General features: G+C 66.0%; 9 protein-coding genes. 4 read left to right on the top strand and 5 right to left on the bottom strand.

The annotated features are described in order from the left end of the window. Nucleotides 1–22 precede the first annotated feature (22 nt). Complete coding sequence (locus tag AC56LV_RS01600) at nt 23–1168, bottom strand: efflux RND transporter periplasmic adaptor subunit (RefSeq protein WP_499555512.1); 1146 nt, start codon at nt 1166–1168, stop codon at nt 23–25. Nucleotides 1169–1413: 245 nt separating this feature from the next. Further along, entirely contained in the window at nt 1414–1836 is a 423-nt protein-coding gene (locus tag AC56LV_RS01595; protein WP_499555510.1) for a divergent PAP2 family protein, read from the bottom strand. Nucleotides 1837–1969: 133 nt separating this feature from the next. Here AC56LV_RS01595 and AC56LV_RS01590 point away from each other — a divergent pair, with 133 nt between their 5' ends. After that, a complete protein-coding gene (locus AC56LV_RS01590; protein WP_499555508.1) occupies nt 1970–3028 on the top strand; it encodes a DUF475 domain-containing protein in 1059 nt (352 codons plus the stop codon). Nucleotides 3029–3150: 122 nt separating this feature from the next. Beyond that, nucleotides 3151–3585, top strand: coding sequence for a DUF8785 domain-containing protein (locus tag AC56LV_RS01585; protein ID WP_499501589.1), 435 nt, complete (start codon nt 3151–3153; stop codon nt 3583–3585). 27 nt (nt 3586–3612) lie between these two features. On the opposite strand, the gene AC56LV_RS01580 is transcribed toward AC56LV_RS01585, so the two are convergent. Both AC56LV_RS01580 and AC56LV_RS01575 read right to left on the bottom strand, forming a co-directional pair. Continuing rightward, nucleotides 3613–6066, bottom strand: coding sequence for a coiled-coil domain-containing protein (locus tag AC56LV_RS01580; protein WP_499555506.1), 2454 nt, complete (start codon nt 6064–6066; stop codon nt 3613–3615). Between the two features lie 108 nt (nt 6067–6174). Beyond that, nucleotides 6175–7200: a serine/threonine protein kinase gene (locus tag AC56LV_RS01575; RefSeq protein ID WP_499555504.1), complete on the bottom strand. Its 1026-nt coding sequence runs from the start codon at nt 7198–7200 to the stop codon at nt 6175–6177. A gap of 156 nt (nt 7201–7356) precedes the next feature. Between AC56LV_RS01575 and AC56LV_RS01570 the strand changes: the two genes are divergently transcribed. Both AC56LV_RS01570 and AC56LV_RS01565 read left to right on the top strand, forming a co-directional pair. Then, nucleotides 7357–8397, top strand: coding sequence for an alpha/beta hydrolase (locus AC56LV_RS01570; protein WP_499501586.1), 1041 nt, complete (start codon nt 7357–7359; stop codon nt 8395–8397). Between the two features lie 130 nt (nt 8398–8527). Then, a complete protein-coding gene (locus tag AC56LV_RS01565; protein WP_183550443.1) occupies nt 8528–9214 on the top strand; it encodes a UPF0149 family protein in 687 nt (228 codons plus the stop codon). 27 nt (nt 9215–9241) lie between these two features. Here the strand turns inward: AC56LV_RS01565 and AC56LV_RS01560 are convergent, their stop codons facing one another. Further along, the gene (locus tag AC56LV_RS01560; protein ID WP_499555502.1) at nt 9242–11752 is read right to left on the bottom strand and encodes an ATP-binding protein; all 2511 of its coding nucleotides are present in this window, start codon (nt 11750–11752) and stop codon (nt 9242–9244) included. Between the last annotated feature and the right edge of the window lie 27 nt (nt 11753–11779).

Below are 11779 nucleotides of genomic sequence, written 5' to 3'. Positions count from 1 at the left end.
GTTTTCCTTTGGCGTTCCTGGTTTACTTGCCCTGGACTGCGCCGGCGCCCGAACCCGCGCCATTCGCGCTGGCCACACGGGCGTTCGGCATGTCGACCTTCTGGCCGTCCTTCAGGTTCGACGTTGGCGCACGCAGCACCACGTCGCCGGCCGCGAGGCCCTGCTTGATCTCGACATTGCCGGTGCGGGCGTCGCGCGCGCCGACCACCAGCTTGACCTTCGACAGCGTCTTGTCCTTGATGCGCCAGGTATGGCTGGCGTCGCCCACGCGCACCAGCGCGCTCTCGGGCAGCATCAGCGCATCGCTCGCGGCGGCGTCGACACGGCCTTCGGCGTACAGGCCGGCCACGCGCGGCTGCGCATTGTCGACAAAGCCCACCAGCACCTCGACCTGGCGCGTCACCGGATTGGCGGCCGGGTCGATGCGTTTGACGACGCCGGCAAAGGTCTGGTCGGCGTAGCCATTGACGCGGAAGTTGACCTTCTGGCCGATCTTGACGGTGCTGACCGAGTCGGCCGAGACCGCGCCTTCGAAGCGCATGCTGGTCGGGTCGATGACCTTGACGAGTTCCTTGCCGATGGTGGCGGTGTCGCCATTGGAGACCTTGCGCTCGGAAACGATGCCGTCGAATGGCGCGCGCACGGTGGTACGGGCCAGTTGCTGGCGCGCGGTGGCCACGCGGCTGCGGGCGCTCGACAGTTCGCTCAGCGCGTTGTTGCGCGCCATTTCGGCGTCGTCGAGCGCCTTGGCCGACGTCATCCCCGACGCTGTCAGGGTTTTCAGGCGTTCGAGCTGACGGTTGGCCTGCTCGACCGCCAGCGAGGCGGCGCGCTGCATGTCTTCGGCCGACATCAGGGTGTCGCGGATCGAGGTTTCGTCGAGGCGCACCAGCACGTCGCCGCGCTTGACCGGTTCGCCATTTTCCTTAAGCACCTGCAGCACGATGGCCGAGACTTCGGCGCGCAGGTCGGCGCGGCGCTCGGGCTCGATCGAGCCGGTAATCACCGGGCCCGACGACACCGACGCACTCTGGATCGTCAAGACATCCTCTTGCGCCACGGTCAGCTGGGTCGGCTTGTTGTCCTTGCCCTCGGGGGCTTTGGAATCTTTGCCGCAAGCGACTAGGCTTGATGCGATGGCTAGAACGAGGAGTGTTTTGCGCAGCATGGTGGTTCTCCGGAAATGGACTCGGTGTTTTTATAAAAATAAGTTCAGATACATCCAGCGCGCAGTATTCAGGAGGTCTCTAGCAGCGTCAATTGACGATCCTGTGGTTTGCACAATTGGATGGATGAAGTGCGGAATCTGGCGATGAGCTGCATTCCGTCCGGGATGAAATACCGTAAAAAACGGACAGACGATGGACGCCCGACGTCCAGCGGGATGCGCGGCGCACGCATCCCGTACATACACTAGAGCCCGCCCAGCACGGTGTAGATCAGAAAGCCCATACCGATGCCGGTCAGGATGCCGCCGGCGATCTCGAACCGGGTGTGCCCCATGCGCTCGCGCAGGATCACATAATCCTCTTTGCCGTCATGCAGGCGATTCAGTGTGACGGCGTGGCGACCGACGTGCTGGCGCAGGCTGTTGGCGTCGATCATGACGATGAAGGCGAGCGTGACCGCCACGCCGAACGCCGGATGGCCCATGCCTTCGCGCAGTGCGATCAGCGTGGCCATGCTGGAAACGACGGCGCTGTGGTTGCTCGGGAAGCCCCCATTGCCGACCAGATCGAAGGCCCAGCGCCGGTAGCGCACACTGGATATGAGGAACTTGATCGGGCCGACTACCATCCAGGTCAGTACCGGTGTGACGAGATAAATGATTTCCATGATGTCTTAGAGTGAAAAATGCTGGGCAGAATTATCTCAGAAGCAAGGCTCGGCGGGCGACTTTCGGTACAGCCCATTTTGGCAGGGACACGGTAATATTGTCCCAACAGGTACCTGCACACAAGAGGCGCATATGCGGCATTTCCGGTGGTCGTTCGTCGTAACGGCAGTGCTCATGGTGCTCGCGGGCTGGTGGGGCTACGCGCACCGGGGCTGGCCGGGGCTGCTGCAAGCCTTGTGGATCACGGCCATCCTCGGCGTGCTGGAAGTGTCGCTTTCTTTCGACAATGCCGTGGTCAACGCATCGGTGCTCAAGCACTGGAACGAATTCTGGCGCAAGTTGTTTCTCACCGTTGGCATCCTGGTGGCGGTATTCGGGATGCGCCTGCTGTTTCCGCTGGTGATCGTTGCGGCCGCAACCGGGCTGGGGTTGCCGGACGTCTGGCACATGGCGCTCGACAATCCCGCCGAGTATTCGCGCAACCTGACCGCGCACCACGCCGAGGTCGCAGCCTTCGGCGGCGCCTTCCTGATGCTGGTGTTCCTGAACTTTTTGTTCGACGAAGAAAAAGAGCTGCACTGGTTCGACTGGTTCGAAGCAAAGGTCGGCAAGTACGGCACCGAAGGCCTGGCCGTGCTGCTCACGCTGCTGTGCGTGGTCGCCGCCATGCGCCTGATGCCCGAAGCGCGCAAGCTGGCGGTGCTGATTGCCGGCGTCACGGGCCTGCTCATCTATATAGCGGTGAAATGGCTCAGCAACCTGCTGGAAGCGAAGGAACACGATCCGTCGGTGGGCGCGATGATCTCGCAGGGCAGCATCGGGGGCTTCCTGTACCTCGAGGTGCTCGATGCGTCGTTCAGCTTCGACGGCGTGATCGGCGCGTTTGCCATCACCAACGATGTCGTCATCATCATGCTGGGGCTGGCCATCGGCGCCATGTTCGTGCGCTCGATGACCGTGTTCCTGGTCTACAAGGGCACGTTGCAGGAATTCGTCTATCTCGAGCATGGCGCGCACTACGCCATCGGCATCCTGGCGCTGATCATGTTCGCCAGCGTCCACTACCACATTCCGGAATGGTTCACGGGGCTGTCCGGGCTGGCGTTCATTCTCGTCTCACTGTGGTCGTCGATCCGGCATCGCCGGCGCCTGGCTGCACAAGACGCCCCGGGCGCCAGCCAGACAGGCTGAATCCTTCGTTGTCAGCAATCCCGGTTTGCGATTAAGGCAAGGCATGGCAGAATGGGCGCGCACCGCGTTTGCGCTGCCCGTTTGCCAACCCCGACCACTTTCTTGATCGACCAGCCCCAACCATGCCGACCACCCTGCCCAAGCGCACTTCCGCCATCCTGCTCATCCTCATCGCCGTCGTCGCTGTCCTGGCTGCAGGCTATACCTGGTTCACGCTGACCTGGTCGTACTCCGAAGGCGAACGGGCCGGCTACCTGCAGAAATTCTCCAAGCGCGGCTGGCTGTGCAAAACGTGGGAAGGCGAGATTCTGCTGTCGAGCATGCCGGGCGCGATTCCCGAGCGCTTCGTGTTCACGGTGCGCGACGAAACCGTGGTGCCGGCCCTGCTGGCCAGCATGGGCAAACGCGTGCAGCTGACGTATGACCAGCACAAGGGTGTGCCGACCACGTGCTTTGGCGAGACCGAGTATTTCGTGTCGAAAGTGGCCGGCGGCCCGGACAATCCGCTGTCGCCAAGCCAGGCGCCGGGTTTGCCTGAACAGGCGCCGGCGCAGTAAGCACAGGGGGCGGACCGCCCGCCCCCGTTATGGTTTGCGATCCGGGTCCAGCTCGCGCTGGGTTGCAATCACTTCTGCCAGCCTGGCGGCCGCCTGCGCCGCCGATGTATCGCCGGCCCGCGCCTGCGATTGCTTGAACCGGCCCAGCACCTCACGGGTCAGGTCGGCCGAGACCGAACGCTGCCCCGCTTCGACCTTGCGCTCGCCGATGGCGCGCTGCGTCGCTGCCAGCTCGACCGCGTCGTCGTCCTGACGCCGGCTTTCCAGATTGACCAGTTGCTTGCGCGCGTCGGCCATCTGCTGCGTCGCGTGCGCTGCCCTGCGCTGCATCTCGGCGTGTTCTTGCGCGTGTTCGAGCAGCGCCCGCTGCGCTTCTCGTTTTTCGAGCGCTGCCTGCACCGCCGCCAGCTCGGCCAGCTCGCGCTGGCGCGCCAGTTCGGCCTGCGCCTGCTCGGCGTCGGCGCGCGACACGGCCGCCTGCGCCGCTGCCTGTTCGGACGCCAGGCGCGCCGCCTGCGCTTCGTTGGCGCGGGTGTCGGCGGCGGCCTGCTCGCGCTGCGCGGCCAGCTTGCGCTCGACCAGCACGAGCGCTTCGCGCGCGGCGCGGGTTGCGTCGCGTTCGGCGGCAATGGCGGCCTCGGTCAGCGCCACCTGTTGCTGTTCGACCTCGGCCCGCTCGGCCTGGGCCTGCGCCAGCTCGGCGGCGCGGCGCGCGTGCGCTTGCTGGGCGGCAGCTGCCGCCTCGGCCTGCGATGCTTCTTCGATGGCCGCGTCGGCCTGCGCCTGCTGCGCTTCCCAGGCGGCGCGCTGCGCTTCTTCGATGCGCCTTTCGGCCTCGACCTTCGCCTGCAGGGCCGCAGCAGCCGCCGCTTCGGCCTCGCTGCGCGCCTGCGCCGCCAGCGTCAGCTCGTGCTCGGCCGCGATTTTCTGTTCGAGCGCCGCCAGGGCCTGGGCCTCGGCGGCGGTGCGCTCCTGCTCGGCCTCTACCAGGTGTTCGGCCTGTTCGCGGCGCTGCGCCGCCAGCTGCGCGGCCTCTTGCTGCAACTGCACCTGCGATGCTTCGAGCGCCAGGGCCGCCGCGTCGTCCTCGTTCAATGCAGCCTGCGCCTCGGCCGCCGCCTGCGCCAGTGCAGCACGCTCGTCGGCCAGAACGCGCTCGCGCTGGTGTTCCTCGGCCTCGCGCTGCGCCGCGGCGGTGGCCGCTTCATCGGCCGCCATGCGCGAGCGCGCGTCGAGCGCGGCCTGGGCTTCGGCTTCCAGCCGCGCCTGCACCTGCTCTCCCGCTTCTTCTTCGGCGCGGGCGCGGTCTTCGGCCACCAGGCGCAGCTTGCGGTCGGCCTCGATGCGCGCTTCGGTCGCGGCCAGGATGCGCGTTTCGGCATCGCGCCGCGCGGCGGCGCTCGAGGCCGCCATCTGTTCTTGCCGCTCGCGGTGCACGGCGGCGTCGCGGATGTCTTTCTCGGTCTGCAGGCGCATGCGCAGCGACTGGCCGGCCACGCGTTCGGACTCGGCCTGGGCCAGCGCAATCGCCTCGCGTTCCTGCTCGATGTGGGCGTAGGCGCGCGCTTCTTCGAGTGCGCGCGCTTCGGCCGCCGCACGGGCGAAGGCCGACGTCAGCGCGATCTGATCGGCGCGCTCGCGCTGCTGGGTCAGTTCAAGGGCTTCGGCTTCGGCGTCGGCCAGTTTTTCGGCAGTCTGGCGCGCCGAGCGTTCGGCCCGCTCGCGCTCGCGCGCCAGGATGGCGATACGGGCGTCGGCGCTGGCGTTGTGCTGCACTTCTTCGCGCGCCGCCTCGACGGCGGCCATGCGTTCGACCGCCTGCAGGCGCGCCTGCTCGGTGTGCACGACCAGTTCATCGGCTGCGCGGGCGGCCTTGGCGGCCAGTTCGGCCTCGGCTTCGATCTGCGCCGTGGCGCGGCGGCGCGCTTCTTCTTCGAGGCGGGCCCGCGCTTCGGTGGCGACCCGCACTTCGGTATCGCTTTTCACGCGCGCGCGCAGTTCGGCAGTCTCTTGACGGATTGCCTCCAGACGTTCGCTCGAGGCCTGCGCGGCAGCGCGCAGCGAGTCGAGGCGTTCGCGGTTGGCGGCGATGGCGTCTTCGGACGCCTGGGAATTGGCTTGCGCCGCCGCGGCGGCAGCGGCGTCGAGCGAGGCGCGCTCGTCGGCCAGCGAACGGGCGCGTGCTTCAGCGTGGTGGCGGCTCTCGGCCGCCATATTCGCTTTCGCCTCAGCTTCAACACGCGCGATCGCTTCCTGGATTTCGCGCATTTCGAGGGGTTTGCGACCTGGACCGGCAAATTCGGCAGGTTCCGCCGCAGCGGGCAGCACCGGCGTGACTGGCACCACCGGCTGCGCAAACGCGGCAGCCGCCGGCATTGGCACTGGCATTGGCACCGCATCGGCCGGCGCCAGCGCGCCGGCGGCCGGCGACAGGTCGATCGTGAAGTCGGTGTCGTCTTGTTGGGCTGGGTTCGGTTCCATGCGGAGTCTCTGTAGCGGCTGTCTCGTTGATTATCCGGCAAATCCGGTTCTCGTGCTATGCCGAACTGGGTGGCAATCGTGCATCAGCTTGGCGCTTTGCCACACCCTCTACATCTGCCACAGCGGCGGCTCATCCATCAACGCGACCTGCTCGCGTAGTTCGAGGATGCGGTCTTGCCAGTAACGCTGGGTATTGAACCAGGGGAAAGCGGCCGGGAATGCCGGATCGGTCCAGCGCATCGCCAGCCACGCCGAGTAATGGATCAGGCGCAGCGTGCGCAATGCTTCAACCAGATACAGCTGGCGCGGGTGGAAATCGCAGAAATCCTCGTAGCCGGCCAGCACGTCGGCCATCTGACCCACCATCTCCTGCCGCTCGCCCGACAGCAGCATCCACAGATCCTGCACCGCCGGCCCCATGCGGCTGTCGTCGAAGTCGACGAAGTGCGGCCCATCCGGCGTCCACAGCACGTTGCCGCCGTGGCAATCACCATGCAGGCGCACGAGCGGCAACTCGCCGGCGCGCTCATAGCAGCGCGCCACGCCTTCAAGCGCCTGTTCCATCACGCTCGACCAGGCCGGCATCAGTTCGGGCGGCACGAAGTCGTGGCCGCGCAGCCAGTCGAACGGTTCGCGGCCGAACGTGACCGGGTCGAGCGCGGGGCGCAGCAAAAATGGCTTGACGGCGCCCTGCGCATGGATACGGCCGATGAAACGGCCAATCCATTCCAGCACGGCGGGGTCGCCCAGCTCCGGGGCGCGCCCGCCGCGGCTTTCGAATACCGCAAAACGGAAACCGTCGAACGTGTGCAGCGTGCGCCCGTCGATCTCGATGGCCGGCACCACGGGGACCTCCTGCGCCACCAGCTCGGCAACAAAACCGTGTTCTTCCAGGATGGCCTCGTCGCTCCAGCGTTCGGGCCGGTAAAACTTGACCACCACCGGCTCGCCCTCTTCACGGCCTACACGGTAGACGCGGTTCTCGTAGCTGTTGAGCGCCAGCAGGCGCCCGTCGCCGTGCAGGCCAACGCTGTCGAGCGCATCAAGCACGGTCGCGGGATCGAGGCGCGCGTACGGGTGGTCGGGCGTGGCGTCAGACGTGGCGTCTGCGGTGGCGGGGTTCAGGTTATCCATGCTCCATTGTACGGCGGCGCACGGTCGCGTGGCGATTGTGAACATTTCACTACTGCTGTGTTCGTTCTCGCACAGAGTGTGACAATCTAACAAGGTCTCATGTCATGTATGTACCCGCGCATCGTGCAGCGGAGAAATAACCGCATAGGACTAACCATGAAAAAACTGACTTTGACCGTCATCGCTCTCGCCGCTGGCCTGCTGGCCGGCACCGCCATCGCACAAACTGCCGCTCAGCCGCCAAAGGCCGAGCCGAACATGCAAAAAGTGCTGGACGCGATGGCGGCCCTGAAGCCAAAGCCGATCGAAACCCTGAGCCCGGAAGAAGCGCGCAAGCAACCAACCCCGAGTGACGCTGTCAAGAAAGTGCTGACCGACGCCGGCAAGAGCACGGCACCGGAACCAGGCGTGACGATGAAGACGCAATCGATCCAGGGCAAGGACGGCAGCTTCCCGATCCACATCTTCACGCCTGAAGGCGCGGGCCCGTTCCCGGTCGTCGTGTACTTCCACGGCGGCGGCTTCGTGATTGCCGACACCAAGGTGTATGAAGCGTCGGTGCGCGGCCTGGCCAAGAAAGCCAAGGCGATCGTGATCTCGGCCGACTACCGTCGCGCACCGGAGCACAAGTTCCCGACCCAGACCGAAGACGCGTTCGCGGCCTACCAGTGGGCGCTGGCCAATGCCAAGAGCATCAATGGCGACCCGATGCGCGTGGCAGTGGCGGGCGAATCGGCCGGCGGCAACCTGGCGACTGTCGTGTCGATGATGGCGATGGAAAAGAAAATCCAGATGCCGGTGCACCAGCTGCTGGTCTACCCGGTGGTCAACGACGACATGAACAACGAGTCGTACAAGAAGAACGCCAACGCCAAGCCACTGAACAAGGCGATGATGACGTGGTTCTTCAAGCACTACGGCGCCGATCCGAAGAGCCCGCACGCACTGCCGATGAAAGCCGCCTCGCTCAAGGGCCTGCCACCGGCAACAGTGATCACCGCGGAAATCGATCCATTGATGACCGAGGGTAAGGCTTATGCCGACCGCCTCAAGAAGGAAGGCGTGACCGTCAACTATCGCCACTTCACCGGCGTGACCCACGAGTTCTTCGGCATGGACGCCGTGGTGCCGAAGGCCAAGGAAGCCCAGCAATTCGCAGCTGACGAGCTGACCAAGGCGTTCAACGCCAAGCGTTAATCATTCTTCACTGAAGTAAACGTTGCAAGCAGCGCCTCGCCGGCAGGTTTTTCGTGCCCGGCGACGGCGCAGGCGTTACACTGGCGCCTTTGACGCAACAGGCGCGCTCGCGCCACAGACCACCTACCCCATGCACCTCGAACAGCCCCTCTCCGAAAAAGAATTCGACGAACTCGACCAGTTCCTGCTCTCCGACCGTTGCTCCGACGACGCGATGACGATGGACACCCTGCACGGCTACCTGACCGCCATCGCGATCGGCCCGGAATCGATCATGCCGGCCGAATGGCTGCCGATGGTCTGGGGCGAAGACGAGGCCGCGGCGCCGAAATGGAAGAACAAGCGCGATGAAGAACGCATCGTCAACCTGATCATGCGCTTCATGAACGAAGTGTTGATCACGTTCGAAGTCGCGCCGAAGGACTTCGAGCCGCTGTTCTGCGAGCACGAGGTCGATGGCAAGGTCCTGATCGATCCGGAAGCCTGGTGCTGGGGCTTCTGGGAAGGCGTCGAACTGCGCGCCGGCTCGTGGGATGCGATCTGGGACAGCGACGTCGCTGAACTGATCCGCCCGATCTACCTGCTGGGCGCGGACGAAATCGAAGAAGCCGAACTGGCCGAGGTCGACGACCCGGTCAAGGTGCACGCCCTGGCGCTGCAGATCGAGGCCAACGTGCCGGCCATCTACCGCCACTGGCTGCCGCTGCGCAAGCCGGCGGTGGAAACGATCGTGCGCGATGAGCCGAAAGTCGGCCGCAACGACGACTGCACCTGCGGCAGCGGCAAGAAATTCAAGAAGTGCTGCGGCGCTGAATGATGGATTGCAGGATTGACGGCCTGGCTGTCAATCCTGCCCGACCTGTTCGCGAACATTCGCCCGAACCCGCGGCCCGGCCGTCCTGGCCGGCACGCCCGCCAGTACCTCCAGCAATACCTCCACATCGAGCGGCTTGACCAGATGGTGCGCAAACCCTGCCGCCAATGCCGCATCGCGGTCATGCGGCTGCCCGTAACCCGTCACCGCCACCAGCACCGAATCGGCCATCCCGGGATCCTGCTGCAGGCGCCGTGCCAGTTCGTGCCCGTCGATGTCGGGCAAGCCGATATCGAGCAGGCAGACATCGGGCCGCATGCTGCGCGCCCGCGCCAGTGCACCCAGCGCCCCTTGCTCGATCGCCACGTCATGCCCCTGCGCCGCCAGCAGCAGACCAAGCATCTCGGCCGCATCGGTGTTGTCATCCACCACCAGCACTTTGAGGCGCATGACGGTAACTGGCGCATTGACCTCCGGCGCCGGCAGGTCGGGCGCTTCTTCGAGCAGCAGCGGCAGCGTGATGACGAACGTGCTGCCCTTGCCCAGGCCCGGGCTGGAACAGCCTACCGTACCCCCGTGCAGCTCGACCAGGTGCTTGACCAGCGCCAGGCCGAGCCCCAGGCCGCCCTGGGCGCGGTCCGATGAGCGCTCGGCCTGCGTAAACAGGTCGAACACGCGCCCGGTAAGTTCGACGTCCATGCCGATGCCTTCGTCGCGCACGCTCAGCACCAGACGTGTGCCGTGCAGGTCGGCGCGCAGGTCGATGCCGCGCCCGGCCGGCGTGTACTTGGCTGCATTGGCCAGCACATTGGCCACCACCTGCACCAGGCGCGCCTTGTCGCCGAGCACTGCGACGCCGGCGGACGGCAGGCGCACGGTCAGCGTCTGCGCGCGCGTGTCGATGGTCGGGCGCACCTGTTCGATCGCTTCTTCGATGACGGTGCGCGCCGCCACGCGCGCCTGGCCCAGCGTGATCAGGCCGCGCGTCACGCGCGAGACGTCGAGCAGATCGTCCACCAGCCGCGTCATGTGACGTACCTGGCGGCTGATGATGGTGCTGCTCTGGTGCACCCGGCGCGCATCGACGTTGCCGAGCCGGAGCAACTCGGCGGCGGCGCTGATCGGCGCCAGCGGATTGCGCAGCTCGTGCGCGAGCATCGCCAGGAATTCATCCTTGCGCCGGTCGGCTTCCACCAGCTTTTCTTCGGCCAGCTTGCGGTCGGTGATGTCGCGGAAAAACGTGGCGATGCCGCCGTCCTGCGTCGGGTAGGCGCGGATATCGGTCCAGATGCGGCGACCATCGGGAAACACGTGGCACTGCTCGGCGCTGCCCGCCTTGCGGCTGGCCATCACGCTGTGGTACATGCGCCCGGCCTCGCACTCGATCATGGCCGGGAACACGTCCCAGTGATTGCGCCCGATGACTTCGTCGCTCGTGACGCCGCAGATACGCAAGCCTTCGGCATTCATGCGCTGCATCACCCAGTTGCGGTCGAACAGCGCGAAGCCTTCGGAGATATTGGCGAAGATCTCGCGGCCCCGGTCGCGCTCCTCGCGCAGCATCGCATGCGCATGCGCCGTGCCCGCCGCGGCCCAGGTGCGCTCGGCAACATCGCGCGCCAGCCGGACATCGTGTTCGGTCCACGCGCGCGGCGTCGGCGCATTGACGCACAGGCATGCGGCCAGGCGGCCTGCCGACATCAAAGGCACCACCAGCATGGCGCCCACGCGCTCGTCAAACGGTGACTGCAGCGCGCGCGGATCGTTGGCGGCGTCGTGGATGCACACGACGTCGCCGCGCTGCAGCGCCACCATCAGGGCCGGACCGAAACGATCCGGCTGCGCACGCGGCGCTGCCGGCGAGGCGCCATCCTGCAGCGACAGGCGCGGCGCGACCAGCGTTCCGCTCAGCGGATCGATCTCGGCATACACCACGCGTGTCGTGGCCGATTCTGCGCTCAATTCTGCGCCCAGCAGCGCGCTGGCAGTGGCAATGACCTCCCCCGGATCGGCCAGCGCTGCGAGCGCGTCGGACAGCATGAGCCGGAACGCCGCGCGGCGCTCGCCCAGCACGCGGGCCGTCGTTTCCATCGCGGTGCAGAACAGGCCGCCAACACTACCGTCAGCGGCATGCAGCGGCGCGTACGAAAAGGTGAACCAGGTGCGTTCGGGATAGCCGTTCCGCAGCAGGCACAGCCCGTAATCTTCGAAAAAGACCGGTTTGCCCGCCATGGTGCGTTCGATCTGCGGCTGCAGCTCGGGCCAGACCTCGGGCCACACGGCCGCGAACGGCTGGCCGAGCGCGCCAGGGTGGCGCTCGCCGAGGATCGGGATATAGGCATCGTTGTACAGGACGATGTGCTGCGACCCCCACGCAACGAACATTGGGAAGGCGGAATGCAGCAACATGTCGACGGCCGTCCGCAGGGACGGCGGCCAGGTGTCGGGTGCGCCGAGCGGGCACTGGCGCCAGTCGTGGCTGCGCATCTGCGCAGCCATCACACTGTCACCCGAAAAAGCGGTAGCAAAGAGCGAAGCCATGCCCAGGATTGTCGCATAACTTGCTTG

It is taken from the genome of Telluria sp. RB2R28, assembly GCF_059685835.1.
This window is presented reverse-complemented; position numbering and strand designations above follow the sequence as displayed.